This window comes from Luteibacter sp. P1_D3 (assembly GCF_056406135.1).
Genome location: NZ_JBFUAT010000042.1, coordinates 16,315 through 34,529, shown reverse-complemented (window position 1 = coordinate 34,529; position 18,215 = coordinate 16,315). Strand labels below are relative to the sequence as shown.

The following is an 18,215-nucleotide window of genomic DNA, read 5'->3' as shown; positions in this document are numbered from 1 at the left end:
CCCCCAATCCTGCCACTTCGATGACAAGGACTGCCAAGAGATGGGCTGCCTGGGTGACGCTATTGATTGGCAGTCTCGGCACGATTAGCGCTGCCAGATAGGCAAGAAGCATGGTGAGCACGCCGATGCGCGACCATCGACGCGATCGAGTTGACGGTCTGTCGTAGTCCGGCATGGAAGAGAGACTTCGTTTCAGCGACTCAAAGGTCAGCGCGTCTTCCGCCGGTACAGAATCCACGGAAACCTTGTCCGAGCGAGTAGCATCGTGTTCGCCCATCGGCGAAGCGATCCGTTCCATGTGATGTTCCTGATTCTACTGACCACCCCCTGGTGGCCATTTCCGCGGAACTATAGCGGGAACTCAAAGGAAGGAGGCAGAGAAAATACCGATCGGCATTCCGATGAACATCAGGGCTACGCCGACCCACAAGCGCTTCCACATCGTGTCCCGGATCGAGAGAAGAAGACTTTTGCCACTGCGGACGCCGGGACCGTCTGTCGGCTTAATAAACTTCTCCGGACTGAGCAAGAAGTCATAGGATTGATTCTCGGAAGAATCGAAATCCAGGAACTCACCGTTCTGCCTGGCTATCTCTCGCGCTTGGCCCTGTACCTGGCGAACACGAAACATCGTGACCAAGACATAAGTAAACCCTGGGGCGGCGCCGACAAGAAAGCCAACCAAGCCTACGTCCATATGTCGCTCCTAAGAGGGATTCTAGTTGCCGCTTGATAGGAAGGCGCTAAGGGGTGGAGAAGATCATGGCACGAGGGGAGGGCATTGGCGTAGCACCCTCACGGGATTATCGTGACAACAACAGGGACGAACCAGGAGGACGGTATGACCAAGTCACTTCGTAGAGCGTCATTCATTGCAGCCAGTCTTTTTCTTTCTGGCGCCGTGTGCAGTACCGAGCTTCCCGGTCAGTGGACCCTCTCCGTCGAGAATCCCGATCACGTCGTCCTTGCCAATCTCAGGGTCGAATTCACAGAGAAACCAGCGAAGTCGTGCATGAGTGGCGAATGGAAGGTCGTGAGAGTTGTTTCAGCGAAAACGACGGACAAGCAATTCTTCCCGGCGTCCGACCCGCTTTCATATCGCATCGAGAGCAATCAACTGACGATCGGGCGCAATCAGGTATGTGACGATTATCTTTGGCTACAAGGCCCGATCGAGGGACCTTCGGTCAGCGGCGAATACTTCAGTCTGGGGCTTGGAGGAACCGCGCCACTTGGGCGATTCCGCTTGAGTCATGACTAGGTCTATCTGGAATGCTGGAGACTCAAATGACAATGCAGCCTCTCACTGAACGTGCTCTGTCAGGAAATCGCCTTGCAGGTCGGTTCGCCGTCATCAGTGGCGTCTTCGGCATAGCGGCGTTTGCATGTCTCATCGCATTCCTTGTGCTGAGACCTTCAGGAGCTGAGCACCAGACCTCTCACCTTCTGCTCAGAAGCCATGATGCCGGGATCATTCTCCAATCTCTCTGCCTGATTCCGTTCGCCCTGGCGCTGGACGCCCTCGCTCGCCAGCATTCGCCCGGATCGACTCGTTTAACGGCGGCCGCGGCCATCACCTTTCTCATTCTGATCGTTGTCCTGATGGTCTTGAGCTTCGTCAACGCCATCGCGGATGTGCTCTACATGATTCCCCAAGGCGCGCTTGGGGTGTGGCTCATCGTCGTCTGCCGGCAGAACGCCATCGGGCTCCCGTCGGGTCTGCGGAAACTAGGCGTCGTCGCTGGAATCGGACTGATACTGATCAGCCTCTTTCCCATCGGCTACGCGCTGTTCGTCGATCCGGCGATCTTGCACGGTCCGATTTCCGATAATGATCCGACACCGCCGGGGACCGACATGGCGAACAGTATCGTCCACATGATCCTTGCCCTTGGCACACTGATCGGTTGCTCGATGTATCCGCTATGGAGCGCCCTGGCCGGTCGTTGGCTCCTTGCACACAGGAATCGATAACGACCCAGCCTTACATAGCATGCGGCGCGACCGCAGTACCGTCCGAATACGTGCTCGTCCCGACCAGAAAGACCGAGATAGGCGGCAGTGCGGCAACGTCAGCCTCATGCCCCGGAAGCAAGTACCAGTAGTTACCGCCGATCAAGGGTGAACCTGGCAGGTTCGCACCCCAGGTCGTGCCGTCCTTGGTGGGCACGTAGAACATGACATGCGCCATGTTGTGTTCGCCCTTTGCGGACAGATACGCATTTTTCGACATCATGTAGCACATGGCACCGGCAGCGAGCGGCGGAATCTCCTTTGTCCGTAGGGCAGCCTTAATGCGATCCATGACCTCGGCATCGCTCTTACCCGCAAGCGTCAGGGCGGTACGCAGCTTCAGAAGGGCTGTCATCGTGGGTACCGCTGGCGGGTTATCGCAGGCGGCGGCGAGGATCTTGGGGTCCCAGCGCTCCGGCCAATCGGGCGCGCCGCCGAAGCCGCGCCCCACGTAGCAGACAAAGCCGTTGGTTCCCTTGACGGCTGTTTCGTAGCCCGTACGCGTCAGCACCAGAACGGTCGCATCTTTAGAGATGGCGGCTGGGGCGGCGCTCCTTGCCAGGCTGATTTCCGTTGCCCGGTCCAACAGATAGGCGTCGATCGGCGCCATGCCGGGGCTGCCCTTTGCGTGTAGTGACCCGGTGGCGAGGCTGAGCAGGAGCGACGCCGCAAATGCCGCTGCGCGGCCAACGCTGATGGCCCGGACGTGGCAAGGAACAACGGTGCGAGGACAGGTCTTCATCGAGGCTTCTCCTGGGCGGACGAGGTGGCCGCATTCATACGTCGATTGAGCAGTGAGGAGATCGACATCGTGGGGACCTGCGCGGCCGACCGGACGGCGCCAAAGTTCCGCAGGAACCCATCATTCCTCCTTATGACTCGTATACCGAGCAACGATTTCAGCCGCAACGCATGCCGGCCGATACTTGCCGACCATTGATGGAGTGAACTCATTTCATCTTTGCGATTCATCATGCCTATTGCAAACGCAGGAAAAAACGATGGCAAAGTCGAGCAGCCAGAAGTTCATTGCGCGTAATCGCGCCCCGCGCGTCCAGATCGAATACGACGTCGAACTCTACGGCGCCCAGAAGAAGGTGAGCATCCCGTTCGTGATGGGCGTCATGTCGGATCTTTCCGGCGCGAGTGCTGGTGACCTGCCGCCGGTGGAAGAGCGCAAGGCGCTCGAGATCGACGTCGACAACTTCAACGATCGCCTGGAGTCGATCCGCCCGACGGTCTCCTTCAATGTTCCCAACACACTGACGGGTGAGGGCAACCTCGCTATCGAGATGCGCTTCAGCCATCTCGACGACTTCTCACCGGCGGCGATCGCTCGCCATGTTGAGCCGCTGGCGAAGCTGCTCGAGGCGCGCACGCAGCTGGCCAACCTTGGCACCTACCTCGACGGCAAAGCGGGTGCGGAGAAGCTGATCGCGCAGGCGATCCAGGATCCCGCGCTGCTGGCGGCACTTGCCGCGACGCGCTCGGCCACCACCGATACGAAGGAAGACTGAGCCATGGCGACCACGCAGACCCAGGCCGCCGAGGCTCTTGTCCAGACCACCGAGGGTGGCGACTTTGCCGCCTTGCTTTCCAAGGAATTCCGCCCGAAAAGCGAGCGCGCACGTGTCGAGGTCGAATCGGCCGTCCGTACGCTGGCCGAGCAGGTGCTGGATCGCTCAGACATTGTCTCGGACGATGTCACGCAGACGATCAACGCCTATATCGCCGAGATCGATCGCAAGCTCAGTGAGCAGGTCAACCTGATCTTGCATCACCCGGACTTCCAGAAGCTGGAAGGTGCCTGGCGCGGCTTGCACCACCTGGTGTCCAACACCGAAACGGATCCGCAGCTGAAGATCCGCGTGATCAATCTTTCCAAGAACGACCTCGGTCGCACGCTCAAGCGCTACAAAGGCACGGCCTGGGACCAGAGCCCGATCTTCAAGAAGGTGTACGAAGAAGAATACGGCCAGCTCGGCGGTGAGCCGTACGGCTGCCTGATCGGCGACTACTACTTCGATCACGGGCCGCAGGATGTCGAACTGCTGCGTGGCATGGCCCAGGTGGCCGCCGCCTCGCATGCGCCGTTCATCGCCGCCGCCGCGCCGGGTCTGCTCGGTATGGACGGCTGGAGCGAACTCGCCAATCCGCGTGACCTGGCCAAGATCTACTCGACGCCCGACTACGCGGCATGGCGCTCACTGCGTGATAGCGAAGACGCCAAGTACGTGGCCTTGACCATGCCCCGCACGCTTTCGCGCCTTCCTTACGGGGCCAAGACGGACCCGGTCGACGAGTTCGACTTCGAGGAAGACACCAGCGGTGCCGATTCCACGAAGTACACCTGGCAGAACGCCGCCTACGCGATGGGCGTCAACATCAATCGCTCCTTCAAGCAGTACGGCTGGTGCACGCGTATCCGCGGCGTGGAATCGGGTGGGACGGTAGACAACCTGCCGGCGCACGTCTTCCCGACCGATGACGGCGGCGTCGACATGAAGTGCCCGACCGAAATCGCCATCACGGACCGTCGGTCGGCCGAGCTGGACAAGATGGGCCTGATGCCGGTCGTGCATCGCAAGAACTCCGACATGGCGGCCTTTATCGGTGCCCAGTCGCTGGCCCGTCCGGAGGAGTACGACGATCCCGACGCGACCGCCAACGCGGCACTGAGTGCACGCCTTCCTTACATGTTTGCCTGCTCGCGGTTCGCCCATTACCTGAAGTGCATCGTGCGGGACAAGATCGGCTCCTTCAGCACCCGCGAACAGATGCAGGACTGGCTCACCCGCTGGATCCTCAACTACGTGGATGGCGACCCGGTCAACTCCAACGAAGAGACGAAGGCGCGCAAGCCGCTCGCTGCGGCGCAGGTAGTCGTCGAGGAAGTGGAAGGTAACCCGGGTTACTACACGTCCAAGTTCTACCTCAAGCCGCACTACCAGCTCGAAGGCCTCACGGTGTCGCTGCGCCTGGTTGCACGCCTGCCGTCCGGCAAGGCCGCCTGAGTCCTTCACTACTACGCGTCAAATGAGGAAAAGCGTTCATGGCTTTCGACATGCATCTCAAGTTCGGCCCCGGTCAGGTAAAGATCGAGGGTGCTTCCAATCATGCCAAGCACAAGGACCAGGTACCGATCATCGCCTGGTCGTGGGGCGCGAGTAACTCGGGCAACCTGCATACCGGCGCGGGTTACGCGTCTGGCGGCAAGGCGAACGTGCAGGACATCACGATCACCAAGTTCGTCGATTCCTGCTCGAACGCGCTGCTCAATGCGGTCTGCACCGGTGCGCGTGTCGACAGCGCCACGCTCTACGTCACCAATGCGACGGGCGAACAGACCGACTTCGTGACCATCGAGCTGACCGAGGGCGTCATGATCACCTCGGTGTCCACCGGTGGCAGTGGCGGCGACGAGCGCCTGACGGAAAACATCACCCTGCATTTCGGCAAGTTCAAGTACTCGTTCCAGCCCCAGGACGACAAGGGCAAGGCAACGGGCGGCACCAAGGACTTCACCTACGACATGCAGCAGGTGAAGGGCACGGCCTGATCTCCGCATGGCCGAGCTGACCACCCAGGAGCGGCTGCAGCCCTCGTTGCTGGATCGCCTGCGCGACGACGAACCCCACGTCGCGCAGGAGAGCCGGGACAAGCGTGTGATCACGGCAGCGCGCCTGCGCGAGTACGTCGTGCGCGACCTGGGCTGGCTGTTCAATTGCACGCGCCACTGGTCCTCGGACGAGCTGGCCGGGTTGCCGCATGTCGAGGCTTCGGTCCTCGACTACGGCATTCCGGATCTGACCGGTGCGGCGATCGCCGGCCTCGATATCGACGTGCTACGCCAGCGGATTCGCGCTGCGATCGCGACCTTTGAACCGCGCCTGGATCCATCCACCTTGCACGTGGACGTCAAGGCCGACACGGCGCGGATGGACCGCCTGACGCTGTCGTTCAGCATCGAAGCGACGATGTGGGCGCAGCCCTTGCCCCTCAACCTTTACCTGAAGACCGAGGTCGATCTGGAAACGGCACGTTTCAGCGTTTTCGACGGCCTCGGCTGAGCCCATGGATCCCAGACTTCTCCGCTACTACAACCAGGAACTCCAGCACGTCCGTGAAACGGGCGCGGAGTTCGCCAGCGCGTATCCCAAGATCGCCGGGCGCCTAGGCATGGATGGCATGGAGTGTGYGGACCCCTATGTGGAGCGTCTGCTGGAAGGCTTTGCCTTCCTGTCGGCGCGTGTACAGATGAAGATGGATGCACAGCATCCGGTTTTCACCCAGCACTTGTTGCGGATGCTGTATCCCCAGTATCTCGCGCCGGTCCCGTCGATGACGGTGGTCGAGATGTCGCCGGATAGTGGCGAAAGCCTGCCGGGCGATGGCCATCTCGTGTCACGCGGCACGGCGCTGCGGAGCCAGATCGGCTTCGGTGAGCGCACGGCGTGTGAATACCGCACGGCCCACCCGGTGAACCTTCTGCCTTTATCACTGGACGAGGCACGCTATCTGTCCAGTCCTGCGGCGATCGCGGCGGCAGGACTGGGCGTTCCACCGGGAAGCAGCCCGCGTGCGGCCTTGCGCCTTCGTTTCAAGCTGGCTGCCGGCGTGCAGATGGACGCGCTTTCGTTCGACGAGCTGCCGGTGTTCTTCGCCGGTGCGGGAGACCTTGCCAGCCTGTTGTACGAGCAGGTGCTCGGTAACGGCGTGGGCTTTTCCGTTGTTGCGGGTGAGAGCGTCCGGCACACGGGGCAGGCCAGCATCGAGCCGCGCGGTTTCACGGACGCCGAGGCCTTGCTGCCGGTGAGCGATCGTTCGTTCAGCGGCTACCGTCTCCTGCAGGAATACTTTGCCTGTCCCCAGCGTTTCCAGTTTGCCGCGTTCACCGGCCTGCGCCGTCTGCTGCCTCGTTCCAGCGTCACGACCTTCGATATCGTGGTCTGGCTGGACCGTGCCGTAGCGCGCCTTGAGAAAGCGGTCGATGCATCGTACCTGCGGTTGTTCTGCACGCCGGCGATCAACCTGTTTCCGCGGCGTTCGGATCGGATCCACCTTCGCGATGGCGCCGCTGAATATCACGTGCTGGCCGACCGCACGCGACCGATGGACTTCGAAGTCTACGATGTGGAGGACGTACAGGGCTTCGGCGACAGCCAGGAGCCCGAGCAGAGCTTCTTCCCGTTCTATGGGGGCAACGCGCGAACGTGGCACCAGCCGGCGTCCGCGTTCTACACACTGCGCCGCGAACCGCGCGTGGCATCTCAGCGACAACGCCGCGACGGGCCGCGTTCGAGCTACGTGGGGGGCGAGGTTTTTCTTTCGCTGGTCGATGGACGCGAGGCGCCGTATCCGAGCAGCCTGCGCCAGCTGGGAATGCGCCTGCTGTGCAGCAACCGGGACCTGCCGCTGCACATGCCAGTGGGGAAGGGCAGCACGGACCTAATGCTCGACACCGATGCACCTGTGCGGTCGATCCGCTGCGTGGCGGGGCCGACGCGCCCGCGCGCGGCGATGGCGGAAGGGCAGGCGGCATGGAAGCTGGTCAGCCACCTTCAGCTGAACTACCTCTCCCTGCTCGAACATGACGATGGCGCACCGGCGCTGCGCGAGATGCTCCTGCTCTATAGCGACGAGTACGACGCAGCCTCGCGCCGCCTGATCGAGGGGCTGCGCGAGGTGCGTTCGGCGCCGATCGTGCGCCGCCTTCCTATCGCAGGTCCCGTCACCTATGGCCGTGGCCTCGAAATTCGCCTGACCTGTGAGGACCAGGCCTTTGAAGGTACCGGCGCCTTCCTGTTCGGCTCGGTGATGCAGAACTTCTTCGCTCGGTACGTCTCGCTGAATTCGTTCACCGAGACGGTGCTGCATACCCTGGAACGCAATGAGGTGGCACGGTGGACGGCTCGTTCCGGCACGCGCCCGATTCTGTAGCGCTGCTCGACGCCTTGCATGCCGACCCGTCGTCATTCGACTGGTTCGAGGCATTGCGGCGGATCGAGTGCGTCTATACGGAGCATCCGCGGCTCGGTTATTCCGTGCGTCCGACGGACGACCCCGTTCGCCTCGCGCATACGCCGTCACTGGGGTTTGCATCGCGCAGCATCGACCGCGTCGACACCCCCGAAGACCTGCCGCCCCGTATCCACAGCCTGATGCTGGGCCTGTGGGGGCCGAACGGCGCCTTGCCGCTTCACCTCACCGAATACACGCTGGAGCGCGAGCGGCTCTCGCGCGACCGGACACTCACCGCCTTCGCGGACGTGTTCCACCACCGCATGCTCAGTCTCTTCTACCGGGCGTGGGCCGATGCACAGCCGACGGTGCAGATGGATCGKCCCGAGGAGGATGCCTTCGCGCACTTCCTCGGCGCGCTCGTGGGCATTGACAGCCCGTCGCTGGCCGGACGCGATGCCTTGCCTGATCGGTTCCGCCGCTACATGGCCGGACGCGTCGTTGCCCAGGCGCGGAATGCCGAAGGTCTCGTGGCCTTGCTTGCCGTCTTCTTCGCCGTGCCGGTGCAGCTCGAGGAATTCGCCGTGGCATGGCTGCCCCTGCCTGATGAGGGGCGCCTGCGTGTGGGCACGGCCATGGCTGGACTAGGTACGACGGCGGTGCTCGGCGCCGCCGTGCGCAGTGCGCAGCATCGCTTTCGTATCCGGCTCGGACCCATGGCGTTTGCCGATTACCGACGCTTCCTTCCCGGTGGCGAGGCGCTCGGCGAGCTGCTCGCCGCGGTGCGTTTCTACGTGGGGGACGCGCTCGACTGGGACGTCCAACTGGTGCTGCGGCGCGACGAGGTGCCGCTAACGCATCTCGGGCGCGGCGCCCGGATGGGCTTGTCCGCGTGGATGGGTCGGTTCGCCGGTCCTGACGATGCCGACGACCTCGTCCTTCAACCCCTTTCCGTTTCGCATCGATCGAGGACGCCATCGTGACCGACATCAGCCGTACCGCCCTGTTCGGCAAGCTCAACGCCCTTGCCTATAAAGCCATCGAAGGCGCCACGGTCGCCTGCCGCCTGCGCGGGCATCGCGAGGTCGAACTCGTGCACTGGCTACAGCAGATCCTGCAGCTGGGTGATTCCGATGTGCATCGTATCGTTCGCCACGTGGGCATCGATCCTTCGCGTCTCGCGCGCGATCTTGCTGATGCGCTGGAGCGCCTTCCGGGTGGTGCGACCACCGTCAGCGATCTCTCGGCCGATATCGAGGAGGCCGTTGAGCGCGCCTGGGTGTACGCCACCCTGAGCTTCGGCGAGACCCAGGTGCGTACGGGCTATCTCGTCGCTGGCATCGTTCGCACGCGTCGCCTGCGTCATGTGCTGACCGGTATCTCGAACGAGTTCGCGAAGATCCGCGCAGAGGGCCTGGTCGACGACCTTCCGGGCATGATCGCCGGGTCTCCTGAAGAGCGCCTCGCTCCGTCCGACGGCTTCCGCATGGGCGATGTCGCGACGCCCGGGGACTCGGCAGCGCCGGCCCAGATGGGCAAGCGGGAAGGCCTGCAGCGCTACACCGTTGACCTCACCGCGCAGGCGCGCGAGGGCAAGATCGACCCCGTGGTCGGCCGCGACGATGAGATTCRGCAGGTCGTCGACATCCTCATGCGTCGCCGGCAGAACAATCCCATGCTCGTCGGCGAAGCGGGTGTCGGCAAGACCGCGGTGGTTGAAGGATTCGCGCAGCGCATCGTCGCCGGCGATGTGCCGCCTGCGCTTCGTGAGGTGGAATTGCGCGTGCTGGATGTCGGCCTCCTTCAGGCAGGCGCAAGCATGAAGGGCGAATTCGAGAGCCGCCTTCGCCAGGTGGTCGATGAAGTCCAGGCATCGGCGACGCCGGTCATCCTGTTCATCGACGAGGCGCATACGCTGGTGGGTGCCGGTGGCGCAGCCGGTACGGGCGACGCTGCCAACCTGCTGAAGCCTGCGCTCGCACGAGGCACCCTGCGCACGATCGGCGCGACGACTTGGGCCGAATATAAGAAGCACATCGAGAAGGATCCCGCGTTGACCCGCCGCTTCCAGACCGTGCAGGTCGGCGAGCCGGACGAGGCAAAAGCCCTGCTGATGCTACGCACGGTGGCGGGTGTGATGGAAGCCCATCACCGGGTCCAGGTGCTCGATGAAGCCATCGAGGCAGCGGTGCGATTGTCGCATCGCTATATTCCCGCACGTCAGCTTCCGGACAAGGGCGTGAGCCTGCTCGATACGGCGTGCGCGCGGGTGGCGGTCAGTCACCATGCCGTCCCGGCACGCGTTGCCGATGCGCGCCGGCGGATCGAGGCGCTCGAGGCCGAGCAGGCCATCATCGATCGCGAAGGCGCGATAGGCATCGATGTGCTCGAGCGCAAGAGCGTGGTCGAGACCGCACTGGACGTCGAAGCGGACCGCCTGGCCGGGCTGGAACAGGACTGGGCGGAGGAGGGCGACCTGGTCAAGGACATCCTCGACCTGCGCTCCCGGCTTCGCGACGCTAGCGAAACAGCATCCGACGACGCCGATGGCGGCGGGCGCGAGGACATGCTCGTCGACCTGCGGATTCTGCAGGCCGCGCTTGCCGAACGCCAGGGCGAAACGCCGTTGATCCTGCCTGCTGTCGACCAGCAAGCGGTGGCTTCAGTGGTCGCCGACTGGACCGGCATTCCTGTCGGCCGCATGGTCCGCAGCGAACTGGAAACCGTGATGAACCTGGCTGCCCTGGTGGGCCAGCGGGTGATCGGGCAGGACCATGCCATGGAAATGATCGCCAGGCGGGTGCAGACATCGCGCGCGGGCCTGGACAACCCCGACAAACCCATCGGCGTCTTCATGCTCGCGGGCACCTCGGGTGTCGGCAAGACCGAAACGGCGTTGGCGTTGGCCGAGACGCTGTACGGCGGTGAGCACAACCTCATCACGATCAACATGAGCGAGTTCCAGGAGGCGCATACCGTCTCCACGCTCAAAGGCGCACCGCCCGGCTATGTTGGCTATGGCGAGGGCGGGGTGCTGACCGAGGCGGTACGTCGCCGGCCTTACTCGGTCGTGCTGCTGGACGAGGTCGAGAAAGCCCATCCGGACGTGCATGAAATCTTCTTCCAGGTCTTCGACAAGGGTGTCATGGAGGACGGGGAGGGGCGTCGTATCGACTTCCGCAACACGCTCATCATCCTGACGACGAACGCGGGAACGGAGACGATCGAGCGCCTGTGTGCCGACGCGGCGCGTGTACCGGACGTCGAGACGATGGCGGCTGCCCTGCGCACGCCCTTGCTCGATGTCTTTCCGCCCGCGTTGCTGGGGCGGCTCGTGGCCGTGCCGTATTACCCGCTCAGCCAGCAGATGCTTGGCGAGATCGTCCGTCTTCAGGTAGCGCGGATCAAACGGCGTATCGAGGATCGCTATCGCGTGCCTTTCGAGTGCACGGAGGCAGCGACGGCCCTGGTGGTCAGCCGCTGCACGGAAAGCGAGAGCGGCGGTCGCATGATCGACGCGATCCTGACCAACACGATGTTGCCGGACATCAGCCGGGAACTGCTCATGCGGACCATGGCGGGCGACAAGGTGCAACGCGCACAGGTTGATGCCTCGGGCGGCACGTTCGTCTATCGGTTCGACGACCTCGATGTCCCGCAAGCGGAGGGCGTGACCCATGCCTAAGGGCAATCACGTCTTCAATGACTTCGACGGGTGCGTCGTGACGAGCTTTAAGAAGCTCACGCGCGAACTGAACCTGGAACAGGTCTTCATCGCGGCGACCGCCAGTGGTGCAGAGAACAGCCCGGACGCCGTGGCCCTCCGCGGTCACTTTCCCACGTCCTGGGCGACGCTCATCGAGATGCAGGCGCACGACCGCGTCAAGGAGATGCACTGGATCCAGGATGATCAGGAAGTCATCGCCAACGACGGCAACTCCATGGCGTTTGGTCGTGAATCGAATCGTTTCAGCCAGGCCGTCATCGACTGGGCTTGGGGCCGGGACGACAAGGAGAACCCCATGACCGTGTGGCGTGACCTGGTCAATGCCGGTGAGGACGTGACGGCTCGAAACAACTTCGCGAAAGGAAGCTCCCGGAAGGAGGCGCCCAAGACGGAGGCGGCTCGCGAAGCACTGTGTCAGCAGGTCCGCATGTTCATCCGCGGAGAGCTTTCAAAGCTCGTCGGAAAGTGGCTGATCCAGCTACGCGATGACATGACGCTAGCGCGACCGGCGGTCAACGGCGTGACACCCGTGCGGGTCGACTACGACAACAAGCGGAACGCCTGGGTCAAGCGACTGACAAGTGCCGGCGGTATCCCCATCGCCGACTGACGCCGTACATCCGCCCACCGCAGCAAACCGATCAGGCACACAAGGCATCCCGATGCAGATCATTCTGAGCACCGCGCGCTACACCGAGTTCCTCAAGGAGTTTCGTCTTGCCGACCGCCAGAACGCGGCTGGCAAGGGCGAAACCGAGGTGGTGTACACCTCGGGCAATGCGACGCGCCGATATTTTTACCGTGCGCCGAATTTCGAGCTGATCGCTTACGACCTGGGCGGCGGTAGGATCAACCTCGTCGATTACAACCACGTGGGAACCTTGGGCACCGCCGTCGGTAGTACGAACTTCGATGGCGCGCTCCTTGCGGGCGGCGGCGGTGGTAAGCACATGACCGCGGAACTGAGCCGCGTAGTGGCCCTGACCTCGGAGGCGGCGCGCTCATCCGTGGTTGAAACAGCCATCAAGAACGTCCTGGGTAGTGCTGGTCGTACGGTCAATCTCGACCGGTTCGCCTTGCTCTTCACGTCCTACAAGCACACGGCAAAACACATACGGTACTTCGATGCGTCCGGCGCGTACGCCCCCGGTTGGCGTCCGCTGCGCCGCGACGACTATATCCGCTATTTTTCGGATGGCTCCTACACGGGCGATACCACGGCCCATTGCGCGCTGGTGCGCTCGCTGGCCGATGCGCCGAACCGGGAAGACCCGTGAGCCACGCCATCACCTTGACGGCGACTTCCAGTGATCTGCTGATCGCCAACATGAGCGCGACCGAAGAACTCGGGCGCCTGTCCACCTTCCGTATCGAAGCGATCAGCAAGAACGCCTCGGTCGACCTGCGTGCGCTACTCGGCAGCCCGATGACGGTGACGGTGACGACGCCCCAGGGCTATGTCCGGTACTACAACGGCATCGTCGCCGAAGCGGAGCAGGGTGCGTTCGTGCAGATCGAGAACGTGCGGTATGCCGTCTACACGTTCACCGTGGTTCCCAAACCCTGGCTGTTGCGGCAGACCCTGGATTGCCGCATCTACAAGAACAAGACAGTGCCGCAGATCGTTCGCGAGGTGTTATCCGAGTTCGGCTATGGCGATGTCCGGCTCAGCCTATCGGCGAACTATTCCCCGCGCGAGTATTGCGTGCAGTATCGCGAAAGCTACTTCGACTTCATCAGCCGCCTGATGGAGCAGGAAGGCATCTATTACTACTTCACGCACGCGGCAGGAAGCCACACCATGGTGCTGGCCGATGCCCTGGGAGCTCACTCGACGGTAGCCACGTTCGAGACGATCCCGTACGCGCCGCCCACCGAGCGGGGCCACCGTATGAAGGCATCGATCAGCGACTGGACCACCTGCCGCACCGTCAATCCGACCCGCGTCCGGCTGGACGACTACGATTACCAGCGTCCGCGTGCCTCGCTGCTGGCGAACGAGCAGGTCACGGACAGTACCGATGCGCATGGCGTATCGGGCCTGGAAATCTACGACTACCCCTATGGATCCGTCGGCTACGCCCAGGCGCTGGCGGACGGACAGCGCTATGCGCAGGTGCGCGCGGATGCGCTGAACGTGCCCCAGGCAACGTCTTCTGGCGTGACCGATGCCGTCGGGCTGACCACGGGCGCCTTGTTCCGCTTGAAGGATTTCCCGCTCGCCGAGGCGAATCAGGAGTATCTGGTCGTGGCTGCGACAACGCGCCTGGTCGAGGTCGACTACCAGGGCGGCGGCGTCGAACCGGACCAGGACGAAGCACCCTTCGCCTGTCACTTCCGTGTGATCCGCAGCCGCCAGCCCTTTCGTTCCGCCCAGACGACGGCATGGCCGGTCATCGCTGGCGTCCAGACCGCCGTGGTCTACGGACAGACGGACGAAGACATCGAGGTGGACAGTGCCGGGCGCGTCCAGGTCACGTTCTTCTGGAATCCGTCGTCTAAGCCGAAGTCGGAGCAGTCCTGCCCCGTGCGCGTTGCATCGAGCTGGTCGGGCAAACGGTGGGGTGCGCAGTTCATCCCGCGCGTCGGCCAGGAAGTGATCGTGGGCTTTCACGATGGCAATCCGGATCGGCCGCTGATCCTGGGCAGTGTCTACAACCAGGAACACATGCCACCTCACGCGCTGCCTGGCGATCGCACGCGTAGCGGCGTGGTCAGTCGCAGCCTTCTTGGCGCATCGGGTGAGGCTAACGAGATCCGCTTCGAGGATCGCAAGGGCGCCGAGGAGCTGCTCTTCCACGCCCAGCGCGATCTTCGTCATGAAGCCGAGAACGACCATTTCTCGACGATCGACCGGGACGAAACCGAAACCATCAAGCGCGATCGCTCCCACGACATCGGCCGCGACGACACACTCAAGGTCGGTCGCCGCCTGCGCATCGAAGCGGGTGAGGAGATCGAACTAGTAACGGGGCTGGCCCGCATCCTGATGAAGCGTACCGGCGAGATCCAGATCACCGGCAGCCGGCTCGCACTCAATGGTGCGGCGACCATCAACCTGGTCTCGGGCGGCGCGACGTCGCTGACGTCCGGCGCCGCCGTGTCGGTCACCGCGGGCGCCACCGTCACGGTCAACGCTACCGCCGCCATCGCCGTGACATCCGGCGCGGCCTTGATGCTCTCTTCCACGCTGGGTCCGGCCGTGCTCAAGGGCATGCCGCCGTTGCTGCTGTGACAACGATGCCCCTCACGATAACGGTGGCGGGCCGCGAGATGGGTCTGGACGCACAGGCCGTCGCGTTGCTTCGCGATGGCATGACGGAACGGGCCGCGGTGCGCGCGCTGCTCGATCATGGCGACGTCGGTGGCGCATTGCGCATGGGCCTGCGCCTGATGCCGCGAGGCTACGTCGTGCCGTGGCTTTGCCAGTGTGTCCGCAGCGAAGCGCCCGAAGGCGATGTCCTCGACGGCCTCCTGGTCGCCGAGGCGTGGCTGCGCGAGCGGATTGATACCCGTCGCCGCAGTGCGCTGGCCTTCGCCGCCGAGCGCCATTACGTCGGCACCGGCGCACTGGTTGCCGCGAGCGCGGGGTGGTCGGAAGGCTTCCTGCTCGACGGCGAGGGCGGGGAGGTGGCGCCTGTCGCCGCCCAACTCATGGCCGTCGTGGCCGCTGCCGCTTTGTTGAGCCTGGCTTCCACCTTTCCCGATTTCGATGCGCGCAGCCGCGCATTCGTCGCCTCGGCGATGGCACTGCTTCCCCCGGAGGATTCCGCATGAACTCATCCACCGCACCGAGCCTCGTGCTCTCGGTGCTCGGCGACCATGCCGGCGACGTATCCGAACGCACGTCGGTGCGCGTCGAGGGCCACGATCTGAGCATTGGCCGCGCCGAACACTGTGACTGGGTGCTTCAGGCGCATGGCGTCTCTCGCCAGCATGCGTTTGTGCGCCACCTCAATGGCCTCTATTTCCTCGAAGACCGGAGCACCAATGGCATGCTCCTGAACGGCGTGCCCCTGCGTGGCGGCGAGCCGGTGTCGCTCAATGATGGCGATCGTCTACAACTCGATACCTTCGAGATCCTCGTCACCGTGGAGACGCCGCCGCAGGTCGTTACCGAAGCCACGGCGCGTCGTGACCGCGAAGACACCTTGCGTACCTTGCGCGTCGAGCGCAGGGAACCTGGGGTCGCCGAATCGTCGTCGCTTCCGTCCATGGCGCACGACGCCTCGACCTCATTGATTCCTGGGGCGGCTGGCAGTGCTGCATCGCTGGATCCGCTTGCCTGGCTCGGCAGCCAACAGCCTGCTGTTCACGAGGGCATCCGTGAGATCGAGCCCTCGGCGCAATGGAATCATGCCTCGCCGATGGACGGGCACTTTCATGCACCGCATGTCGAAGCGCCGATCGTGGGTCGGCATGAAGCCTCCGTGCTACCCGAAAACTGGGATCGGACGCGTAGTCTGTTCACCTTGCCGAGCACGCCTGAGATCGCCGCGCCTGCTGCCTTCGATGCCCCACTTTCATTCGAGCATGTGCCTGCAGCCGTAGCTCCGGTGGCACCCGAGCCACCGGCACGCGCACCCGCCGTTTCACCTGCTGCCGCACCCGCGCCGACACCGACACCGACACCGACACAAGCCTCGGCACCCGTCGCGGCAAACATCGAATCGCTCTTCACCCTCGTTCTCGAAGGCGTGATGGATGTGCTGCGTGCACGCGCCGAGTTGAAGAACGGCTTCCGCCTGCCGGCCACCCTGATCCAGCGTCGGGAAAACAACCCGCTGAAATTCGCACCCACGGGAAGTGAAGCGCTGGCCCGCGTGTTGGCGACGCCCAACGAGGCGTTTCTCTCCGGCGAGGCGGCGATTACCGATGCGATGGACGACATCAGGTTGCACCAGGTGGCCTTGCTGGCGGGTGTGCGTGCGGCCTTCGAGGACCTGATCGCGCAATTCGATCCGTCGCGTTTCGAGGACGGCGAACCGCGACGCACGCGTTTCGGCTTCGGCGCGGCGAAGGGTCCGTGGGAACGCTATCGCGCCCATTTCGACGGCCTTGCCGCCGACCCCGAAGAACGTTTTCGCCGTCTTTTCGGCGACGAGTTCGCCCGGGCCTATGAAGACCAACTGGCGCGCGCCAAGCGCGACGGCCGCTGACCGGAACTGACCATGACCGCATTCAACAAGGTGGTGTGGAGCGAGGGTTTGTTCCTTCGCCCGCAGCACATGCAGCAGCAGGACCGCTATACCGAGCGCTACGTGGAACTGCGCGCGGCAACCTTGCGACCGCATCCCTGGGGCTTCGACGAGCTGGAGATCGAGCGGGATCTGCTATCGATCGGCAAGCTGGGTATTCGCCGGGCCCGCGGTGTCTTTCCCGACGGTACGCCATTCTCCATGCCCGACCGCGACCCACTGCCGCCGCCCCTGGAGATCGACACGAACTGGCGCGATCAGGTGATCTACCTGAGCTTGGCGTTACGGACGCCCTCGCAGCCGGAAAGCGTCTGGCCGGCCACACAGACTCCCGGCCAGCTGGCTCGCTTCGCCGTGCGTGAGACGGAAGTCAGCGATGCCTCCGGGAGTACGACGGACAGCGTCGTGCTCGAAGTCGGTGGTCTCAGCACCCGGCTGACGGCCGCCGTGCAGGCTCGCGAAGGACTGGTCGAACTTCCACTCGCTCATCTGGTGGAATGCCGCGCGGACCGTCGCGTCGTGCTGGACGACGGTTTCGTGCCCAGCGCGCTGGCATGCCGGGCTTCCGAAAGGCTGACGCTGTTTCTCACCGAGCTGCTTGGCCTGCTGCACCAACGTGGCGAGGCGCTGGCCGGCCGCGTCGGCGGTACCGACCGGACGAGCACGGCCGAGCTGGCCGACTTCCTCATGCTGCAACTGGTCAACCGCTATCAACCGCAATTGGCGCATCTGGCCGAGGCGCCCTTGCTTCATCCGGAAGACCTGTACCGCTTGCTGTTGGGCATGGCGGGTGAAATGGCGACCTTCACCACGCCAGGAAAACGCAGCGAGACGTTTCCGCCGTACCGTCACGATCGGCTTCGCGAGAGTTTCGAGCCCGTGATCGCGGCGCTGCGCCTGAGCCTCAGCGCCGTTCTGGAGCAGACGGCCATCCCCGTGCCGCTGCAACAGCGCAAGTACGGCGTGTGGGTCGGCACCGTTGCCGATGGCAGCTTGCTGGACGGGGCGTYCTTCGTGCTCGCCGCCAAGGCCGACATCGCCGCGGCGGACATGCGTCGTCGTCTTCCGTCGCAGTCCAAGATCGGCCCGGTGGAGAAGATCCGCGACCTGGTCAACCTGCAACTGCCGGGCATCGCCGTGGCCTCCCTCGCGGTCGCGCCGCGGCAGATTCCGTTCCACGCGGGCTACCAGTACTTCGAGCTCGATACGGCTTCGCCGATGTGGAAGACGCTGCGCACCTCGGGCGGCGTCGCGCTGCACTTCGGCGACGGCTTCGACGGCCTGGCGCTGGAACTGTGGGCGGTGAGGAGCTGATG

General features: G+C 63.8%; 18 protein-coding genes. 15 read left to right on the top strand and 3 right to left on the bottom strand.

The features are described from left to right. Positions 1–298: hypothetical protein (locus AC1DYM_RS20145; RefSeq protein WP_477341393.1), on the bottom strand; the 298-nt coding region annotated here is incomplete at its 3' end. 63 nt (positions 299–361) lie between these two features. Next, the gene (locus AC1DYM_RS20140; RefSeq protein ID WP_477341391.1) at positions 362–697 is read right to left on the bottom strand and encodes a hypothetical protein; all 336 of its coding nucleotides are present in this window, start codon (positions 695–697) and stop codon (positions 362–364) included. A 144-nt stretch (positions 698–841) separates the two neighbouring features. On the opposite strand from AC1DYM_RS20140, the gene AC1DYM_RS20135 reads away from it, so the two are divergent. Beyond that, a complete protein-coding gene (locus AC1DYM_RS20135) occupies positions 842–1,261 on the top strand; it encodes a hypothetical protein (protein WP_477341389.1) in 420 nt (139 codons plus the stop codon). Positions 1,262–1,287: 26 nt separating this feature from the next. Next, a complete protein-coding gene (locus AC1DYM_RS20130) occupies positions 1,288–1,974 on the top strand; it encodes a hypothetical protein (protein ID WP_477341387.1) in 687 nt (228 codons plus the stop codon). A 10-nt stretch (positions 1,975–1,984) separates the two neighbouring features. Here the strand turns inward: AC1DYM_RS20130 and AC1DYM_RS20125 are convergent, their stop codons facing one another. Beyond that, positions 1,985–2,755: a hypothetical protein gene (locus AC1DYM_RS20125; RefSeq protein WP_477341385.1), complete on the bottom strand. Its 771-nt coding sequence runs from the start codon at positions 2,753–2,755 to the stop codon at positions 1,985–1,987. A gap of 259 nt (positions 2,756–3,014) precedes the next feature. Between AC1DYM_RS20125 and tssB the strand changes: the two genes are divergently transcribed. The 13 genes from tssB to tssK are packed head-to-tail and all read left to right on the top strand — an operon-like array spanning position 3,015 to position 18,213. Beyond that, entirely contained in the window at positions 3,015–3,530 is a 516-nt protein-coding gene (gene tssB, locus AC1DYM_RS20120) for a type VI secretion system contractile sheath small subunit (RefSeq protein WP_477341383.1), read from the top strand. A 3-nt stretch (positions 3,531–3,533) separates the two neighbouring features. Continuing rightward, positions 3,534–5,027, top strand: coding sequence for a type VI secretion system contractile sheath large subunit (gene tssC / locus AC1DYM_RS20115; protein ID WP_046967723.1), 1,494 nt, complete (start codon positions 3,534–3,536; stop codon positions 5,025–5,027). A gap of 38 nt (positions 5,028–5,065) precedes the next feature. After that, positions 5,066–5,572, top strand: a complete 507-nt coding sequence (locus AC1DYM_RS20110) for an Hcp family type VI secretion system effector (RefSeq protein WP_046967722.1) — start codon at positions 5,066–5,068, stop codon at positions 5,570–5,572. 7 nt (positions 5,573–5,579) lie between these two features. Next, the gene (tssE, locus tag AC1DYM_RS20105) at positions 5,580–6,083 is read left to right on the top strand and encodes a type VI secretion system baseplate subunit TssE (RefSeq protein ID WP_477341381.1); all 504 of its coding nucleotides are present in this window, start codon (positions 5,580–5,582) and stop codon (positions 6,081–6,083) included. A 4-nt stretch (positions 6,084–6,087) separates the two neighbouring features. Then, complete coding sequence (gene tssF, locus AC1DYM_RS20100; RefSeq protein ID WP_477341379.1) at positions 6,088–7,953, top strand: type VI secretion system baseplate subunit TssF; 1,866 nt, start codon at positions 6,088–6,090, stop codon at positions 7,951–7,953. Continuing rightward, on the top strand, positions 7,917–8,957 hold the full coding sequence (gene tssG / locus AC1DYM_RS20095; RefSeq protein WP_477341377.1) for a type VI secretion system baseplate subunit TssG: 1,041 nt from the start codon (positions 7,917–7,919) through the stop codon (positions 8,955–8,957). Before tssF ends, tssG begins: the two co-directional genes overlap by 37 nt. Beyond that, entirely contained in the window at positions 8,954–11,659 is a 2,706-nt protein-coding gene (gene tssH, locus AC1DYM_RS20090) for a type VI secretion system ATPase TssH (protein WP_477341375.1), read from the top strand. The genes tssG and tssH overlap by 4 nt, the downstream gene beginning before the upstream one ends. Then, positions 11,652–12,311 (top strand): hypothetical protein, encoded by a 660-nt coding sequence (locus tag AC1DYM_RS20085; RefSeq protein ID WP_477341373.1) that lies wholly within the window; start codon positions 11,652–11,654, stop codon positions 12,309–12,311. Before tssH ends, AC1DYM_RS20085 begins: the two co-directional genes overlap by 8 nt. A 52-nt stretch (positions 12,312–12,363) precedes the next feature. Then, positions 12,364–12,978 carry a hypothetical protein gene (locus AC1DYM_RS20080; RefSeq protein ID WP_477341371.1) on the top strand — a complete coding sequence of 205 codons (615 nt, stop codon included), beginning with the start codon at positions 12,364–12,366 and terminating at the stop codon, positions 12,976–12,978. After that, positions 12,975–14,936 (top strand): type VI secretion system Vgr family protein, encoded by a 1,962-nt coding sequence (locus tag AC1DYM_RS20075; protein WP_477341369.1) that lies wholly within the window; start codon positions 12,975–12,977, stop codon positions 14,934–14,936. The genes AC1DYM_RS20080 and AC1DYM_RS20075 overlap by 4 nt, the downstream gene beginning before the upstream one ends. Before the next feature lie 5 nt (positions 14,937–14,941). Then, complete coding sequence (locus AC1DYM_RS20070; protein WP_477341367.1) at positions 14,942–15,478, top strand: DUF6931 family protein; 537 nt, start codon at positions 14,942–14,944, stop codon at positions 15,476–15,478. Further along, entirely contained in the window at positions 15,475–16,860 is a 1,386-nt protein-coding gene (gene tagH, locus AC1DYM_RS20065; protein WP_477341365.1) for a type VI secretion system-associated FHA domain protein TagH, read from the top strand. The genes AC1DYM_RS20070 and tagH overlap by 4 nt, the downstream gene beginning before the upstream one ends. A 12-nt stretch (positions 16,861–16,872) precedes the next feature. After that, positions 16,873–18,213 (top strand): type VI secretion system baseplate subunit TssK, encoded by a 1,341-nt coding sequence (tssK, locus tag AC1DYM_RS20060; protein WP_477341363.1) that lies wholly within the window; start codon positions 16,873–16,875, stop codon positions 18,211–18,213. Positions 18,214–18,215: the final 2 nt, after the last annotated feature.